The following is a 17435-nucleotide window of genomic DNA, read 5'->3' as shown; positions in this document are numbered from 1 at the left end:
TCGTGAGGCGGTGCGGTTCGCCGGGGCGGTGCAGGTGTTGAGGGATCGTCGTGTCGGCACGTTCCTGGAGATCGGGCCGGATGCTGTGCTGACCGGGCTGGTCGATGAGGGTGCGGTGGCGTCGTCGCGGCGTGATCGGGACGAGGCGCGGACGGTGGTCGAGGCGCTGGGCAGTCTGCACGCCCGGGGTGTCGACGTCGACTGGACCGGATTCTTCGGCGGCGGCGGCAGCCGGATCGACCTGCCCACCTACGCGTTCCAGCGCACCCGGCTGTGGCCGGATCCGCCGCCCGCCGCGCCCGCAGACGACTTCTGGGCCGCCGTCGACCGTGACGACCTGGGCTCGCTGCTGGGCCTGGACGGCACGGCCACGCTCCAGGACGTCATGACCGCGTTGTCGTCCTGGCGGCGCGGTCCCGCCCCCGGTTACCAGCTGCGCTGGTCCCCGGTCGCCGAGCTGCCGCCACCCGCATTGACCGGGGTCTGGCTGGTCCCGGAGGATGCCGGTCCGATCGGCGCGGTGATGGCCCGGTACGGCGCCGACGTGCGCGTCTACCGGGAAGCCACCGCCGAGGAGCTGCTGCGGCCGGCACCGGACCGGATCGTCGCCGGAGTGCTGGCGCTGCCGAACGGGCCCGCGCCCGAGACCCTGATCCGGGCACTCGCCGAGGCCCGGCTGGACGCCCCGCTCTGGTATCTGACCCGGGGTGCGGTCGCGACCACGGCGGGGGAGCGGATCACCGATCCGGCCGGTACGGCGGTGTGGGGTTTCGGCCGGGCCGCCGCGGTCACCACCCCGCGCGCCTGGGGCGGTGTGGTGGACCTGCCGGAGACGCTCGGCGAGCGGACGCTGGGCGCGTTGTGTCAGGTGCTCGGCCGGGGTTCCGGGGAGGACCGGGTGGCGCTCCGCCCGGCCGGGGTGTTCGCGTGCCGGCTGTCACCGGCCGCGATCCCGGCCGGTGAACCGGACTGGACGGCCGGCGAGGTGGCCGTGCACGGCGGCCCACTGGCCGAGCGGATCGCCGGGCTGCTGGCCGGGGCCGGCGCGACCATCACCACCGGCCCGGCCGGCACCGTGGTGGTGACCAGCGACGGAGCGGATCCGGTCGGCACGGCGCTGGCCGCCGAGGCGAACCGGCTCGTGCTGGTGTACTCCGGCGACGAACTGTTCGGCACCGGCGGGGACCCCGGCACGGCGGCGGTGTTCGACGCGATCGCCCATCGACGGGCCGGCGCGGTCTCGGTCGCGGTGGGCCCGGACCTGACCGCCGGGCAGCTCGGCGCGGCGGTGGTCGCGGGCGGCACCGGACGGCTGCTCACCGCGATGGACTGGGCGGCGTTCGTTCCCGCCTACACCCGGTACCGGCCGAGTCCGCTGCTGCGCGACCTGCCGGAGGCGATGCGGCACGTCGCCGGGCCGGCCGGCGGCGCCCCGGCCACCGACGACCCGGACGAGCTGCGCCGGCTGCTCGACGAGGCCGACGAGGCCGGGCAGCGGGCCCTGTTGTCCCTGGTGGTGCGGGCCCAGGCCGCCTACACCCTGGGCCTGCCGTCGGCGGACGGTGTGGCGGAGGACCACGACTTCATCGACATCGGATTCGCCTCGCTCACCGCCGTGGAACTGCGGCGCCGGCTCGAAGCACTGACCGGGCTGGAGCTGACCGCGACTCTCGTCTACGACCACCCGACCCCGGCCGCTGTCGCGGAGGAACTGCTCGCCCAGCGGGCTCTCGTCAACAGTCAGCACGTAGGAAAGTAGGAACCCCTCATGTCCCGGTCGAGCCGGATGAATACCCTTCTCAAACCACCCAAGATGGCCTGGAACGCCACGGATCGCCGTCTACTGCGGGCGGCCGGGATCCAGGATCTGCGGGCGATCGCCAAGAAGCAGGTGCCCCGCATGGTGTTCGACTACTGCGACGGCGCGGCGGACGGCGAGATCAGCCTGAACCGTGCCCGGGACACGTTCGCCGGTCTCGAGTTCCAGCCGTCGGTGCTGCGTGACGTGTCCGTCGTCGACACCGGCCGTACGGTGCTGGGGCAGCGCCAGAGGCTGCCGTTCGTGCTGGCACCGGTCGGTTTCAACCGGGTGATGCACGCGGACGGCGAGTCCGCGGTCGCCTCGGTCGCGGAGCAGTTCGGTGTGCCGTACTCGGTCTCCACTCTGGCCACCACCTCGCTGGCGGACGTCGCCGCCGCCGCGCCCGGTGGCCGGCGCTGGTTCCAGCTCTACTTCGCCGAGGACCGCGGCATGGTCAAGGAACTGCTCGCGTGCGCTGAGGAGGCGGGGTTCGACACCATCCTGCTGACTCTGGACACGCCGGCCTCGGTGCCGCGCCGCCGGGACATCCGCAACGGCCTCACCATTCCGCCGTCGATGAGCCTGGGCACCTTCGCCGAGGCCTGGCTGCACCCCGGGTACTGGATGCGGCAGATCCGGGCCGGTTCCCCGAAACCGCAGGTGCTCGCGGCCACCGGTGGATCCGCCGCCGACATGATCAAGCGGGTGTTCAACCCGCGTCTCTGCCTCGACGACGTCGAATGGCTGCGGGGCGTGTGGTACGGCCGGCTGGTGGCCAAGGGCGTGCAGAGCGTCGCCGACGCCGGCCGGGTCGCGGACCTGGTGGACGGGGTGTGGCTGTCCAGCCACGGCGGGCGCAAGCTGGACCGCGCGCCGGTCCCGGTCGAGCTGCTCCCGGACGTGGTCGACGAGGTCGGTGACCGGGTGGAGGTGCTGGTGGACACCGGCATCACCTCCGGGGCCGACATCGTGGCCGCGATCGCGCTCGGCGCGACGGCCGCTGCCGTGGGCCGCTCCTACCAGTACGGGCTGATGGCCGGCGGGCGCCGCGGAGTGGTCCGGGCGCTGGAGATCCTGTCCCGGGAGATCGAGGTGACCCTGAAGCTGCTCGGGGTGACCGCGATCGATCAGCTCAACCGTTCGCACGTCCGGTTCCGCTGAACACGACGGCGGCGGCCCCGGTCCAGTGGATGGACCGGGGCCGCCGCCGTGGTGTTCAATCGCCGCTGGTCAGCACGTTTCCGTTGCCCGGCCGCATGCCGCGGGACCGCCGTTGGTCGCGGTGCACGAAGATCCGCTGGAGCCACCGGTCCCGGCCGTCGTAACGCGGCGTGAACTCGGACCGGCCGTGCAGGGCGAGCCGGTTGTCGATGATCGCCAGATCGCCGGGTTTCAGGATCGAGGTCCGGCACACCGCGGTCAGGGCCTCGCCCAGCAGCGACATGGCCTCCGTGGCGGTGCCGTCCAGGGGGACCGTGGACTCGAAGTCGATCCGGATGTCCGGGTCCTCGGGACTGCCGCTCAGGATGCCCTGCGGTCCCGCGCCACTGTCCAGGTCGCCGAAGGACGCCGGCGCCTCGGTGACGAACCGCGGTTCGTGCAGCACCGCGCGGACCTTCTCGGGCAGCAGGGACAGCGCGTTGCGGATCGAGGCCACCTGGGTCCCGGCCACGTTCTCGTGGTCGCTGCGCAGGCAGTGCAGGCCGACGTAGTCCGGCCGGTGCGGGTGGAAGGCGTTCTCGATGTGCATGGACAGCATCACCGAGCCGGCGTTGCCCTGGAACTTCTCCATCCCGGGCACCGGCACCACGTCCTGCACCAGAGCGCCGCTCTTCTCCTCCTTGAAGGCGATCAGCTCACCGAGCTGCAGCCCGATGAGCACCTCGGCGGCGGCGGGCACCGACGACTCACGCTGGACCGATCCGGGTATGTTCGGGGTGTCCGGTAGTTCCCCCGCCTCCACCGGCAGATTCCGGATCAGCAGGAGCGCGTCCGGCCCGGGATCCCAGCTGAAGTGCCGGATCGTCTGCCGCAGCCGGACCGGCAGGTGGCTGGAGAGCTCGCGGGCGGCGTCCAGCCAGGCGGCCGAGTCGACCAGCCGGGGAGGCCGTCCGGCCAGGTAACGGGCGATGGTGTCGACCTCGATCCGCTCCTCACGGGTGAGCACGATCGTGGTCTCGGTGTGGTGGGTGGCTTGAACCTCGACGGTCACGGAGGGTTCTCCTCTGTTGGCGGGGCATGGTCGAATGAGCTGTCAGTCGTCGTCGTCCCAGAGCGCCGTCTGCAGGTGTTCGGACAGTTGCCGTGGCGTCGGATTGGCGAAGAGGTCGGCGAGTCCCACCGGCAGGTCCAGTTCGGCCTTGGCCCGCTGGACCAGCTGGGCGCCGAGCAGCGAGTGCCCGCCGTTGGCGAAGAAGTTCGAGTCGGCGTGCAGATCGGGCCGGCCGAGCAGATCGATCCAGAGCGTGGTCAGCGCGACGGCCGTCTCGTCCGGCGGCGCGGCGGCCGCGGCCTGCGCCCGGGAGGCGGCGAGCGCGACCAGCGCGGCGCGGTCCACGGTCCCGGCGACGGTTCGTGGCAGGTGGTTCAGCACCACCACGTCGGCGCCGAACGGCAGCACCGTGCGGGCGTGCTCGGCGAGACGCCGCGGGTCCACGGGCTCCGGGCCACCGGCCTCGGCGAAGGCGACGACCGGGTGGCCGGCCGCGCCGCCGGGGGACTCGACGACAGCGACCGTCCGGACATCCGGGTGCGCCCCGAGAACGGCCTCGATGTCGGCCAGGCACACCCGCTGGCCGGCGACGGTGACCTGTGCGCCCAGCTCACCGGCGAGATCGAGCCGTCCGTCCGGCAGCCGCCGGGCGAGCTGCCCGGTGCGGTGGAACCGCCCGTACTCCGGGTGCGTGCCGAACCGCTCGGCGTCCAGTTCCGGACGGCGGTGGTAACCGGTGGCCAGGGCCGGGCCGGTGACGCAGAGTTCGCCGCGGACCCCGGTGCCCAGCTCGTACGGCGTACCCGGCTCGCTGATGAACGCGTGGTCGTCCGGAAGGGGGCCGGCGACGCCGGGGATGACCGGGCCGTGGTGCGGGGCTCCGGCGCCCACCACGGCGCGGCCGCCGGTGGTGAGTGCGAGCAGTGGCTCGATCAGTCCCGCCGCGGTGGCGGTGCTGCTCCGCCAGTCGGTGGCGGCGCCCGGTCCGGTGGCGGTCCGCCCGGCCGTGCGGGCCACGGCGGCGGCCAGCGCCCGATGGCTGACGGTCACCGCCAGTGGTTCCCGGGTGTCCAGGTGGTACTCCAGGTAGGCCGCCGTGCCGGGATCGAACGTGGCCGGAGCCGCGGCGTGGATGCCGTCCCCGGCGTCCGGGACGCGGACCGCGCCGGGCACCGCGATGCCCTCGGTGGCCAGCACCAGGTCCGCGCCCGAGTCGGTGAGCCGGGCGGCGAGGCCGGGCACCGGCTGGGCCGGGTCGAGCAGCACACAGCGGGCGCCGGCCAGCCACGTCCCGAGCCAGGCGGCGGCCAGTTCGGCGCCGCGCGGGGCGAACACCGCGACGACCCGGGCGGCACGGTCCGCGACCAGGTCCCGGGTGGCGAGCGCGGCCGACCACAGTCGCCGGTACGTCACGGACCGGCCGTCGTCGGCGATCGCCACGCGTTCCGGGTCCGCGGCGACCGTGGCGTACACGGCGGCCAGCACGTCCGGAGCGGGCGCCTCCTGAACCGTGGGCCGGAACCGGTCACCGGCGCCGAGGCGGGGCAGCGCGGCCACCGGACGGTCCACGGTCGCGCCGATCTCGAGCAGCAGCGCGTCGTAGCGCTCCAGTAGGCGTACGACATCGCCGGCGTGGAAGGCGTCGACGCAGAACGCGGCCCGCACGGTGGTCGCGTCCGGGCCGGGCATGATGAAGAACTCCAGGTCGAAACGGCTGTAACCGTTCTCCACCAGGACCGGCCGCACCGGCATGCCGGCCAGCACGGCTCCGGACTCCACGGTTCCGGGCATGTAGTTGAACAGGTGCCGGAAGAACCAGCTGCGCCAGGATGCCGGAGCGTCGGCGAGCACCGCCGGTGAGACGTGCTCCAGCGGCACGTCGGCGTGACTGATCGCCTCCAGGAAGGTGCTCCGGGCCTCCCGGACCACGGCCGGGAAACCGGCGCCGGGGTCGGTACGCACCCGCAGCGGCACCAGGTTCGCGTGGTAGCCGATCGCGCCGGTGTCCTGGCCGCGGATGTTCACCGGGGTGCCGATCACCACGTCGGAACCGGCGCCGTGCTGGGCGAGCAGCACCGCGTACGCGGCCAGCAGGATGATCGCCTCGGAGGCCCGCAGCTCCTTCTGGAGCCGGCGTACCACCGCACGGGCCGGTTCGGAGAGCGCGTGGTGCACGGTCTCGGCACGCAGGGTCGGCGCGGCCAGCGGCGGCCGGGTGCACCAGAGTCCGGATTCGGTGGGCCGCAGACCGTCCAGATGCTTCTGCCAGTACGCGATGCTGCGCTCGTCCGGAGCCCGCTCCACCAGCGACGGGACCGGTGTGTCCCGGGGCGCCCGCCCGGCGGCCAGCGCCTCGTACGCGTCGAGCAGCTCGCGCAGCAGGACGGTGACCGACACCGCGTCGAAGATCAGATGATGAACCACCACACAGGCCACGTCACCGGCGGTTCCGGATCGCACTCCGGCGCGCAGCAGTGGCCGTCCGTCGATCCGGAACGGGGCGGCGGCGAATGCGGTCAGGTCGGCGTCCCGTTCCCCGCCGGCCGGCAGTTCGCGGACCGGTACGACGGCGGACCCGGCCGGCAGCACCTCCCGGGTGAGCGTGGTGCCGTCGGTGTGGAACGTGGTGCGCAACGTCCGGTAGCGGTCGACGACCGCCCGCAGCGCCCGCTCCAGCAGCTCCCGGTCCAGCAGGCCGTCCACCTCGAAAGCGACCGCGATGTTGTTCACCCCGCTGTCCGGGACCAACCGCTCCAGCAACCACATGGCTGCTTCCTTGCGGCTGGCCGCTTCCCTCCGGCTGGCCTCGGCGGTCATGTGGGCTCCTCCTTCGAGCCGGTTCCGGCGCACACCCGGGCGATCCGGGCCACCGTCCGGTTCTCCAGCACGTCGCGCAGCGACAGGGTCAGACCGCGCCGGCGTGCCTCGTTGACCAGCTGGGCGGCGCCCAGGCTGGTGCCGCCGGCCAGGAAGAAGTCGTCGTCGACCCCGATCCGGGAGACGGCCGTGTAGGTGGCGAACAGCTCGCGGAGCAGCACCTGCGACTCGTCGGCCGGTACCCACCCGTCGCCGTCGCCGGTCGTGCCGCCGGGCGCGGGCAGGGCCTCGGCTTCCAGCTTGCCGTTCACGGTCAGCGGCAGGGTGTCCAGGACCAGCACGGCGGCCGGCACCATGTGACCGGGCAGGGTCTCGGCGAGATCCTTGCGGAGCTGGTCGGTGTCGATCAGGGCGCCCGGCTTCGGCACCACGTATCCGACCAACCGTTTGACCTCCGGATTGTCGGTACGGACGAGCACCGCCGCCTGATGCACCTCAGGGCGCTGCAGCAGTGCCGACTCGATCTCGCCGAGTTCGATCCGGTACCCGTGGATCTTGGTCTGGTTGTCGGTCCGCCCGCAGAACTCGTACTCGCCGTCCGCGGTCGGCCGGACCCGGTCGCCGGAACGGTACATCCGGGTGCCGGGCGGCCCGAACGGGTCCGGGAGGAACCGGTCGGCGGTCAGCCCGGGACGGCCCAGATAGCCACGGGCCAGTTGATCGCCCGCGATGTACAGCTCGCCGATCTGCCCCGGCACCACCGGGCTCAGGTCGTCGTCCAGCACGTGGTAGCGGACCCCGGGCATGGGTTGCCCGATCGGCAGCGGGCCGGGCGGCACCGGCTGGTCCGGTTCGATGACGACGGTGCTGCACCCGACGGTGGTCTCGGTGGGACCGTACTCGTTGATCACCCGGGCGCCCGGGTGCCGGAGCCGCCACGCGTCCACAGTCTCGCCGAGCAGCAGCTCACCACCGGCCATCAGCTCCCCGGTCGGCGACGACTCGGACGGCAGGGCGGTGAGCAGCGGGATGTGCGACGGCGTCACCTTGACGAAGGACGGGCGATCGCGGCCGTACGGGCCGGCCGCGTGCGTTCCCGTCTCCTCCAGCGCCGCGACGTGCACGCAGCCGCCGGTGGCCAGCGGACCGTAGAGCGCGGTGACGGTCAGATCGAACGCGAACGACGAGTGCAGCAGCGCCCGCCCGCGCACCCCGGGGTAGGAACTCACGACGTGGCGCAGGTAGGTGGCGAGCTGGCGGTGTTCGATCACCACCCCCTTCGGGCTGCCGGTCGAGCCCGAGGTGTAGATGACGTACACCGGATGCGCCGGCCGCAGCGGGGCGATCCGGTCCACATCGGTGGGGTCGGTGCCCGGTTGCCCGGTGTCGTCAGCGGCCGGGTCCAGCAGGACCGTGCGGACTCCCGTCCCGGGCATCGCGTGCCGGTCGTCGCCGGTGGTGAGCAGCAGCATCGGGCGGCCGTCGGCGAGCATGCGCTCCAGCCGCCGGCGCGGGTAGTTCAGGTCCAGCGGCAGGTAGGCGGCCCCGGACTTCTGCACCGCCAGCGCGGCCACCACGAACCACGCCGAGCCGATCCCGATCGCGACCAGCCGTTCCGGCCCGGCCCCCAGGGCGATCAGCCGGTGCGCCAGCCGATTCGCCCGGGTGTTCAACTCGCCGTACGTCATCCGCTGGTCGGCCCAGATCAGGGCGACGGCGTCCGGCGTCCGGCGTACCCGCTCCTCGAACCGTTCCAGGAAGAAGGCCACCGGGCTCACTCCGCGCCCTGGACTTCGGAGACCGCCGCGGCGACCGAAGGGTGACGCAGCATCTGCTCGTGGTCCACGTCGAGTGCGATGTTCCGGCCGAACACCTGGTCCCGCTGGGTGGAGTGGGCGGATGTGATCGCCGTGGCGGTCTTCCACTGCGGCCCGGGGTCGATCTCGGTGGCCGCCCGCAGGTACCCGACGAAGGCGCCGAAGCTGCCGCCCAGGTCGGCCCGTACGTCGTCGTCGAGCCCGAGGCGCCGTCCGGCCACGTCGATCGCGTCCCGGAAGATGCCGGTCAGGGCGGGACCGATGACCGCCAGGTCCTCGAACCCGTGCCGCTCCTGCACCGCCTGGCCACCGGCGTGGAACGCGGCGATCTCGGCCGGTGACAGGATGGTCGTCAGCGCGCCCGCCGCGGCGTGGAAGTCGCGGTAGAGGCCGGCGATGTTCGGCTGTTCCGGGTCGAGCAGGATCAGCCGGGGAGCGGTGTCCTGCACCGCGGCCAGCCGTTCGGCGAGCGGGGCGGCGAACACCGCGCCGACGCAGTAACCGAGCACGGCGCCGACGGTCCGCTCCCGTCGCCGCACTCCTTTCAGCCACCGTTCGACATAGTCGCCACCGGACATGGTGTCCTCGGCGCCGCGGGCCGGGGCCACCGTCTCCCAGATCTCCCCGGTGGTGCTCAGCAGCGGGACCAGATCACGGAAACAGGCCTGGGTACGGCCGGTGCTGGTGAAGTCGACGGCGAGCGTGAGCCGGTCGTCCGGCCCACCCTTGCGCAGGATCTGCCAGGAGCTCCTTTTCACGATCGGATCCCTCTCAGTCTTGGGCGCTGTCATGGAGATATCGGAGGGTGACCGCCGTGCCGAGCACCACGGTCCAGCCGGCGAGCACCAGGGCCGACAGCCCGACCGACGAGTCACCCTCGAACGGGCTGCGGCCGATCACCGCCAGCCAGTGACTCGGGATGATCGCGGACACCCGCTGCATCCACTCCGGGAAGGCCACCACCGGGAACATCGCGCCGCCGAGCACCCCGAGCAGCATGTGCGAGATGCTGGTGAGGGCCTGCACGCTGTCGGCTGAGGCGATCTGCCCGATGAAGACGCCCAGCAGCGCGAACGGCAGGGAGCCGACCCAGATGCCGAGGATCAGCTGCAACCAGCCAACTATCGGCAGGCGTACCCCCTCCAGCAGCCCGCCGGTGACCGCGACCGCGGTGATCGCCGGCAGCGCCACCACCAGCGACGCGGTCAGCTTGGCGATCAGGTAGCTGGTCGGCGACAGCGGGGTGATCCGGAGCTGGCGTTGCCAGCCGGTCGCCCGTTCGAGCGCCACCCGGGAGCCGATGTTGAGCGCGACGAAGAGCGCCGCCCACGCCGCCAGGCTGCCCAGCAGGTACTCGCTGAAATCGACACCGACACGGTCGGCGATGTCGCCGCGGAACAGATTCGCCTGCATGAGGTAGAGCACGGTCGGGAAGAACAGCGCGCCGATCCAGAACTGACGGGCGCGGCCCACCCGTTTGACCTCGAGAACGAGGAATCCGGTGTTCATCGAGTTTCACCGCCCTCCGCTGAGGTGAGAGCCAGGAACGCCTTCTCCAGGCTGATCGCGGCGATCTCCACGTCGTGGGCCCGGGGGAACCGGGCGAACAGTTCCCGGGCGGCGGCGTCGGAGTCAGCGCAGACGAGATCGAAATGGTCGCCCCGGGCCTCGACGGTGACCACACCCGGCAGCTCACGCAGGTGCTCGGCGTTCGCGCCGGGGACGGTGGCGGACAACGACCGGCCGGCCACCACCGAGCGGATCTCGGGGACGGTGCCGTCGGCGATGACCGACCCGGACCGGATCAGCACCACCCGGTCGGCGTAGTCCTCCGCCTCGTCGAGGTAGTGCGAGGCGAACACCACGGTGCGGCCTCCATCGGTGAACTCCCGCATGGAGGCCCAGAACAGTTGCCGGGCCTCCACGTCCATCGCGACGGTCGGCTCGTCCAGCAGCAGCAGCCTCGGGTTGGAGACCAGTGTCATCGCCAGCCGCAGCCGCTGCCGCTGCCCGCCGGAGAGCCGGGTGCGGCGGTCCGCCAGGCCGGTCAGGCCGGTGATCCGCAGCACCTCCTCGATCGGCTGGGGCCGGGCGTGCAGGGACGCGGCCATGGTGAGCAGCTCACGGGCCGACACGTCGTCGAGCAGTGCGCCCTCCTGGAGGGTGGCGCCGATGACGCCCCGGGTGATGGCCTCCCGCGGGGTGTTCCCGAACACGCTGATCTCGCCGCGGTCCGGCCTGGTGAGCCCGAGAACCATGTCGATCAGGGTGGACTTGCCGGCGCCGTTCGGGCCGAGCACCGCGACCACCTCGCCGGAGGCGATCTGCAGGTCGATGCCGTCGACGGCCCGGACGTCACCGAAGCTCTTGTACAGCCCCGACACCTTGATCGCCGGCGGACCGGCCGCGCGGCCGGTGGGTTCGGCCACGGTGGCTCCCACTGCGTTGTTCATCGAATCCCCAACCGGATCGCCATGGGTGTGCGAGGAGCATCCTGACGGCGCCCGGCATGGCGGATCCATCTGTTCCGGGGTGACCTCCGGCGGTTCTGGGGTTCCGCCCGCCCGGTGCGGGGGCGGGGAATACGGATAGGGGTTACCCCGTCTCGGGCGCGGTCGCGACCATCTGATTCGTCATGCTTTCCGGACGGTATATGGAGGTGCTTCGTGGCGCGTATGAAAGGGAACGGTCACTGTCATTCGTTCAACGGTGACGGACGGATGGACATCATGGTCCGTGACGATGCCACGGGGGAATTGTTCGTTCTACCGCACAGCGGCAGTTTCCAGGGCACCGAGACGTTCGGTGAACCCGTTCTGATCGGCACCACGTTCGACCCCCGGAGGGACCATTTCCTGGTCCGCACCATCGACATCAACGGCAACGGTTTCGCCGACGTCATCGGCATGAGCATGCGGCCGGCCAACGAGCAGCACGGGATCTTCCTCTACCCGAACAAGGGCGGGCTCAACGGCCTGGACACCCTCGCCGGCCCGATCCGGATCTCCGGCGCCCGCGACGACCGCAAATGGGAGACGCTCGGCATCGCGGACCTGGACCTGGACGGCTGCGGCGACATGTTCGGCCGGGAGAAGGACGCCGGCAACGTGGACGCGTTCTTCAACCGTCGTGAGGTCAAACAGAACGAGACCTACGACACCAACGAGGTACGGATGGTCACCGTCGACGTGGACGACTTCCCGTTCGCGATGGCCGACGTCACCGGTACCGGCCGTCCCGACCTGCTGGTCCGGCGCAAGAACGGCGACCTCGACGTCTACGAGTTCGGGCAGAACACCTCCGGCGAGGGCCCGTGGTGGTCGAGTGAGGGCCGGTGGTTCACGCTCGGGCACGGCTGGCAGGAGTTCGAGATCATCACGGTGACCGACATCGACCTCGACGGCCGCCCCGACCTGCTGGGCCTGCGCGCCGACGGCACCCTGGTCGTGCACCGCCACCACGGCGGGTTCGACCCGGAGCGGCCGGCCGGCACGTTCACCGCCCCCGAGGTCGTGGCGACCGGCTGGCAGAAGTACTCGGTGGTGAGCTGAGATGGACGAGCTCGCCGCCGCTGAGCGGGCCGACCGGCTCGACCCGGCGCTCGGCACCTTCCTGCACCGCTTCCCGCCCGGCGCCGCCGCCGGGGACGGTCCGCTGCGCGGCACCCTGATCGGGGTGAAGGATGTGATCGCCGTCGCGGGTGCGCCGACCACCGCCCAGAGCGCCGTGCACGACCCTGGATGGTGGGCAGGCCGGGACGCTCCCGTGGTGGCACGGCTCCGCGCGGCCGGCGCGGTGGTGGCCGGCAAGACCACCCTGGCCGAGCACGCGCTGTCCCGCCCCGACCCGGACATCGCCGGTCCGGTGCCCCGCAACCCGTGGGATCCGCACCGATGGACCGGCGGGTCGAGCTGCGGCAGCGCGAACGGCATCCCGGCCGGGTTCTTCGACGCCGGCATCGGCACCGACAGCAACGGCAGCATCCGGATCCCGGCCGCGCTGTGCGGCGTCACCGGGCTCAAACCGACCCAGGGCCTGCTGCCCGCGGCCGGAATCCTGCCGCTCGCCCGCTCGGTGGAGACCGCCGGGCCGCTGGCGCGCACCGCCCGGGAGTGCGCCCGGCTGCTCGCGGTGATGGCGGACCGGCCGGCCGAACTGGACCGGCCCCCGCTCGCCGGACTGTCCGGGGTCCGCATCGGCGTTCCCCGGGACCTGGTGGCGTTCGCCGCGGTCGATCCGGTGACGTCGGCGGCGTTCGAGGCCGCGCTGGAGGAGTTGCGGACGGCCGGAGCCGACGTCGCCGACATCCCCCTGGACGAGGGTCTGCCGCTGGTCGCCGCGCAGCTGGTGACGATGCTGGCGGAGGCGTTCGAGGTGCACGGGGCACGGCTGCGGGACCGCTGGACCGACTACGGCCGCCCGTTCCGGTGGAACGTGGCGCTCGGCGGCGTGCTGACCACCGAGCACTACCTGCGCGCCCAGCGGGTCCGGAGCTGGGGAGCCGCCGGCCTGCGGGCCCGGTTCGCCGAGTTCGACCTGATCGCCACGCCGGCCTGGCCGTCCCCGGCTCCGCGGTACGACGACCCGGCCGGTCTCCGGGCGGTGTCCTGGCTGCCCAGCATCTGGAGCGCGGTCGGCTTCCCGGCGATGGCGCTGCCGATGGGCGCCGATCCGGACGGGCTGCCGCTGTCGCTGTCGCTGGCCGCCGCCCCGGGGCGGGACTTCGACCTGGCCGCCTGCGCCGACGTCTACCAGCGGGCCACCGGCTGGCACGAGCGGGAACCGAAACCGGAGCCGGTCACCGACCCGGCGCCGGTCGCCGCGCCGGAGGGGCCCACCGACGGCGCCGACCCGGACCAGCGCGCCTGGTTGGCCACCACCTTCGGCGACCTGGGTGTCCCGGTGTCCGGCGACGACCTCGACCAGATCGCGGTCACCTGGTCCAAGGTGCACTTCCTGACCAGCATCCTGCCCGATCCGCCGGTGGACGTGCCGCCGTTCGGCGCCGCCGATTCACAGCCCGTCTAGGCGCTCCGCACGGTCCGGCCATGACAGCGCGGGGATTGGTTTTGCCCGGGCGCCCCGGCAGGCTGTCCGGTATGGATGACGACGTGATCGAGGTGGCCGGGCTGCGCCGCAGCTACGGCGCCTTCGAAGCGGTACGGGGGTTGTCGCTCAGGATTCCCCGCGGTGAACTGTTCGCCCTGCTCGGCACGAACGGGGCCGGCAAGACCACCACCATCGAGGTGCTGGAGGGCCTCCAGGCGCCGACGTCCGGCCGGGTCCGGGTGCTGGGGCTCGATCCGATCGCGAACCGGGCCGAGCTGCGCCCCCGGACCGGGGTGATGCTCCAGCGCGGCGGATTCACCGGTTCGCTCACGGTCCGGGAGACGGTCGACTTCTGGCGGTCGCTCACGGTCCGGCCGTACCCGGTCGCCGAGGTCCTGGAGATGGTCGATCTGACCGACCGTGCGAACGTCGCGGTCGAGCAGCTGTCCGGCGGCGAGGGCCGGCGCCTGGAACTGGCGCTGGCCGTGCTCGGCCGCCCGGAACTGCTCTTCCTCGACGAACCGACGACCGGTATGGACCCGGCCTCCCGGCGCCACGCCTGGGAGGTGGTCCGCGAACTCCAGCGCAACGGCACCACCATCCTGCTGACCACGCACTATCTGGAGGAGGCGGAGGCGCTCGCCGACCGGGTGGCGATCATGCGGGCCGGGCACATCGTGGCCACCGGCGCCCCGGAGGATGTGGTCGGCACCCTGCCGGCCCGGATCAGCTTCCGGCTGGCGACGCCGGTGGACGGTCTCCCCGACCTGCCGGACACGACCCGCACCGTCGAGGGTGACCGGGTCACCTACGAGACCGGTCGGCTCCAGGACGACCTGACCCGGCTGCTCGACTGGGCCAACACCGGTGGGCTGCGCCTGGTGGCCCTGTCCGCACGACCGGCCACCCTGGAGGATGTCTTCCTGGACATCGCCGCCGACCGTGACCCGGCCGACCGTGACCCGGCCGACCGTCAGACCGAGACGGAGCCCGCCCGATGAACCGGTCCACGACCACCCAGCCCCGTCCGGCCGTCACCCCGGACCGGGCCACCCGCCCGTTCTGGCAGATGGTGGCGCTGCTCCGGATGGAGACGACGGCCCTGCGCCGCAACTGGACCGCCACCCTGCTCTCCGGGGTGAGCCCGCTGCTCATCGGCGTCCTGCTGACCAGCGGTTACGGCAACGACCCGGTGCCCGGCGTCCGCCGGGCGGTCAGCGTGATCAGCCTGCTCGCGGTCTTCGTGGTGCACCACCACCTGACCACCGTGTACGCCTCCCGCCGCCAGGAACTGGTGCTCAAGCGGCTGCGGGCCGGCCTTCCGTCGGACCGGACCATCCTGTTCGGCACCGCCAGTTGCACGGTGCTCATGTTCCTGCTCCAGGCCGGTGCCCTGGTCGTCTACACGATCCTGGTCCTCGGCCTGCCCGCCCCGAAGAACCCGCTGATCATGCTGGTGTCGCTGGTGCTGGGCGCGGCCGTGATGGCGGGCTTCTCGGCGCTGCTCTCGGCGGTGACCCGCAGCTCCGAGGCGGCCATGCTGACCACCCTGCCGTCGATGATGATCCTGCTGTGCACGCCCGGCGCGCTGCTGCCGATCGGCCGGATGCCGGAGCCGGTGGAGACCCTGCTGTGGCTGCTGCCCACCGGGCCGTTCACCGAGATCCTCCGGATCGGCTGGCTGGGCCGCGACGACGACGGCCAGGTGCTGAGCCTCGCCGAGACGTTCACCGCGTCGCTGCCGTCCCTCGGCGTGCTGCTGGTCTGGCTGGTGGTGTCGCTGCTGCTGGCCCGGCGTTACTTCCGCTGGGAGCCCCGGCACTGATGCCGGAGAGCGGCGCCCCGGGCCTGATGTCGGCCGATCGGGAGTACGGTCTGCATCGGCCCCGGATGGTGATGCTGGGCACGGTGGGCAGCGCGGTGCTGGCGGTGCTCGCCCTGGCCACCGTGGGCCTGTGGCGGGAGCCGGATCCGGCGCGGACGGCCGCCGGCGCGGTGGGGATCATCGTGTTCTTCGTCGCGCAGGGCGCCGCGTTGTACGGGGCGATCACCACCCGGCTGTCCGCGCCGACCCGGCGGCGGCTGCTCCTGGTGTTCATCGGGGCCGCCGTGCTCTCGGTGCCGCTGGCCGGCCCGGTCGGCCGGCCGGAATGGTCCACCTGGGCCTTTCTCGGCGGCTCGGTGATCGGTTCGGTGTCCCTGCTGCGCGGCTGGGTGGCGGCGGCTCTCGCGGTGCTGTCGACCCTGGCCACGGCGGCCGGCGTGGCGGTCTGGAACGGGGCGCCGGTCCGGGACCAGGTGACGATCACGGTGGTCGTCGGGCTGTCCCTGGCCGGGTGGAACGCCATCCACCTGTGGCTGTGGGGACTGCTGGTCGAGGCGCAGCGCGGCCGGGTCGCCCAGGGCCAGCTGGCCGCCACCGAGGAGCGGCTGCGGTTCGCCCGCGACGTGCACGACCTGCTCGGGCACAGTCTGTCGGTGATGGCGCTGAAGGCCGAGCTGGCGTCCCGGCTGTCGGCCACCGACGCGGCGCGGGCCGGCCGGGAGGCGGCCGAGGTGCAGCGGCTCGCCGCGTCGGCGCTGACCGAGCTGCGCGAGGTGGTGCACGGTTACCGCGCGGTCGATCTCGGCGCCCAGCTCGTCGCGGTGGAGCAGGTGCTGCGGTCGTCCGGCATCCGTTGCACGGTGGCAGGCTCGCCCGGTGAGGTGGCGCCGGAGACCGCCCGGCATCTGGTCGCGGTGCTGCGTGAGGCGAGCACCAACGTGATTCGGCACAGTCAGGCCACCTGGTGCAGAATCGAGTTCGGCCGGGACGGGGACGATTTACGGATGATCATGAGCAACGACGGCGCGCCGGAGAAGGCACCGGACCGATACAGCTTCGGCCTGCGCGGGCTGTCCGAGCGGCTGGCCGAGACCGGCGGGACGCTGCGCCACGACCGGGTCGGTGACACGTTCCGCCTCGACGTGCGACTGCGGCAGGCCCGATGATCCGGGTGTTGCTCGTCGACGACGAGGACATGATCCGGGCCGCGCTGGCCGCCCTGCTCGGGCTGGAGTCCGACCTCGAGGTGGTGGCCGAGGTCGCGGACGGCCCGGCCGCGGTGGACGCCGCGCGCGCCCACCGGCCGGACGTCGCCGTGGTGGACCTCCAGATGCCGGCCATGGACGGGCTGGAGGTGACGGCCGAGCTCAACCGGGTCCTGCCGGGCTGCAAGGTGGTGATCCTGACCGGGCACGGCCGGCCGCCGCACCTGCAACGCGCGCTGGCCGCCGGGGCCAAGGGCTTCCTGCCCAAGGGCGCGCCGAGCGGCACCCTCGCCGACGTCATCCGCCGGGTGCACAACGGCAGCCGGTACGTCGACCCGGCGCTGGCCGCGGACGCCCTCAGCACACCGGAGTGCCCGCTGACGCCGCGGGAGCTGGAGGTGCTGCGCCTGGCCGAGCACGACACACCGATCGCCGAGGTGGCCCGCCGGACCCACCTGGCCAGCGGCACCGTCCGCAATCACCTGTCGGCGGTGGTCGCCAAGATGCGGGTGGCGAACCGGGCCGAGGCGTTCCGCACCGCGAGGCACAACGGCTGGCTCTGACCGTCGACGGGGTGAGCAAATCATGCCCGGTACATGAGTGACGCAGTTATTCGGCATCCCGCCGGTCGCTACTATTTGTGACCACCGGCGATTCCACCACCGTGTCGGAATGACGGTTCCCGGTGAATTCACTCAGCAGGGCGATC

At 72.5% G+C, this 17435-nt stretch carries 14 protein-coding genes; 8 read left to right on the top strand and 6 right to left on the bottom strand.

The features are described 5' to 3' along the window. Together AB0I88_RS34040 and AB0I88_RS34035 are read left to right on the top strand one after the other, a co-directional pair. The coding region (locus AB0I88_RS34040) for a phosphopantetheine-binding protein (RefSeq protein ID WP_361034286.1) at positions 1-1759 on the top strand (1759 nt) is incomplete at its 5' end. Between the two features lie 9 nt (positions 1760-1768). Next, positions 1769-2962 (top strand): alpha-hydroxy acid oxidase, encoded by a 1194-nt coding sequence (locus AB0I88_RS34035; RefSeq protein WP_361034283.1) that lies wholly within the window; start codon positions 1769-1771, stop codon positions 2960-2962. A gap of 55 nt (positions 2963-3017) precedes the next feature. Here AB0I88_RS34035 and AB0I88_RS34030 read toward each other — a convergent pair whose 3' ends face one another. The 6 genes from AB0I88_RS34030 to AB0I88_RS34005 are packed head-to-tail and all read right to left on the bottom strand — an operon-like array spanning position 3018 to position 11100. Further along, positions 3018-4013: a TauD/TfdA family dioxygenase gene (locus AB0I88_RS34030; RefSeq protein ID WP_361034280.1), complete on the bottom strand. Its 996-nt coding sequence runs from the start codon at positions 4011-4013 to the stop codon at positions 3018-3020. 42 nt (positions 4014-4055) lie between these two features. Next, on the bottom strand, positions 4056-6830 hold the full coding sequence (locus AB0I88_RS34025; RefSeq protein ID WP_361034277.1) for a condensation domain-containing protein: 2775 nt from the start codon (positions 6828-6830) through the stop codon (positions 4056-4058). Beyond that, on the bottom strand, positions 6827-8599 hold the full coding sequence (locus AB0I88_RS34020; protein ID WP_361034274.1) for a non-ribosomal peptide synthetase: 1773 nt from the start codon (positions 8597-8599) through the stop codon (positions 6827-6829). The genes AB0I88_RS34025 and AB0I88_RS34020 overlap by 4 nt, the downstream gene beginning before the upstream one ends. Before the next feature lie 5 nt (positions 8600-8604). Further along, positions 8605-9405 (bottom strand): hypothetical protein, encoded by an 801-nt coding sequence (locus tag AB0I88_RS34015; RefSeq protein WP_361034271.1) that lies wholly within the window; start codon positions 9403-9405, stop codon positions 8605-8607. 13 nt (positions 9406-9418) lie between these two features. Then, positions 9419-10156: an ABC transporter permease gene (locus AB0I88_RS34010; protein WP_361034268.1), complete on the bottom strand. Its 738-nt coding sequence runs from the start codon at positions 10154-10156 to the stop codon at positions 9419-9421. Then, complete coding sequence (locus AB0I88_RS34005) at positions 10153-11100, bottom strand: ABC transporter ATP-binding protein (protein ID WP_361034265.1); 948 nt, start codon at positions 11098-11100, stop codon at positions 10153-10155. Before AB0I88_RS34005 ends, AB0I88_RS34010 begins: the two co-directional genes overlap by 4 nt. Positions 11101-11322: 222 nt before the next feature. Here AB0I88_RS34005 and AB0I88_RS34000 point away from each other — a divergent pair, with 222 nt between their 5' ends. The 6 genes from AB0I88_RS34000 to AB0I88_RS33975 all read left to right on the top strand — a co-directional run bounded on the left by AB0I88_RS34000 (position 11323) and on the right by AB0I88_RS33975 (position 17289). Next, a complete protein-coding gene (locus tag AB0I88_RS34000) occupies positions 11323-12198 on the top strand; it encodes a VCBS repeat-containing protein (RefSeq protein ID WP_361034292.1) in 876 nt (291 codons plus the stop codon). Position 12199: 1 nt separating this feature from the next. Next, positions 12200-13675 (top strand): amidase, encoded by a 1476-nt coding sequence (locus tag AB0I88_RS33995; protein WP_361034262.1) that lies wholly within the window; start codon positions 12200-12202, stop codon positions 13673-13675. Between the two features lie 71 nt (positions 13676-13746). Then, the gene (locus AB0I88_RS33990) at positions 13747-14697 is read left to right on the top strand and encodes an ABC transporter ATP-binding protein (protein ID WP_361034259.1); all 951 of its coding nucleotides are present in this window, start codon (positions 13747-13749) and stop codon (positions 14695-14697) included. After that, entirely contained in the window at positions 14694-15521 is an 828-nt protein-coding gene (locus tag AB0I88_RS33985; protein ID WP_361034256.1) for an ABC transporter permease, read from the top strand. Before AB0I88_RS33990 ends, AB0I88_RS33985 begins: the two co-directional genes overlap by 4 nt. Further along, positions 15521-16687: a histidine kinase gene (locus AB0I88_RS33980; protein WP_361034253.1), complete on the top strand. Its 1167-nt coding sequence runs from the start codon at positions 15521-15523 to the stop codon at positions 16685-16687. Before AB0I88_RS33985 ends, AB0I88_RS33980 begins: the two co-directional genes overlap by 1 nt. Beyond that, the gene (locus AB0I88_RS33975) at positions 16684-17289 is read left to right on the top strand and encodes a response regulator transcription factor (RefSeq protein ID WP_361034250.1); all 606 of its coding nucleotides are present in this window, start codon (positions 16684-16686) and stop codon (positions 17287-17289) included. Before AB0I88_RS33980 ends, AB0I88_RS33975 begins: the two co-directional genes overlap by 4 nt. The last annotated feature ends 146 nt before the right edge of the window (positions 17290-17435 follow it).

It is taken from the genome of Actinoplanes sp. NPDC049802, from assembly GCF_040656595.1.
GTDB lineage: Bacteria > Actinomycetota > Actinomycetes > Mycobacteriales > Micromonosporaceae > Actinoplanes.
Note: the sequence above shows the minus strand (reverse complement) of the source record. Positions and strands in the feature narration are given on the sequence as shown.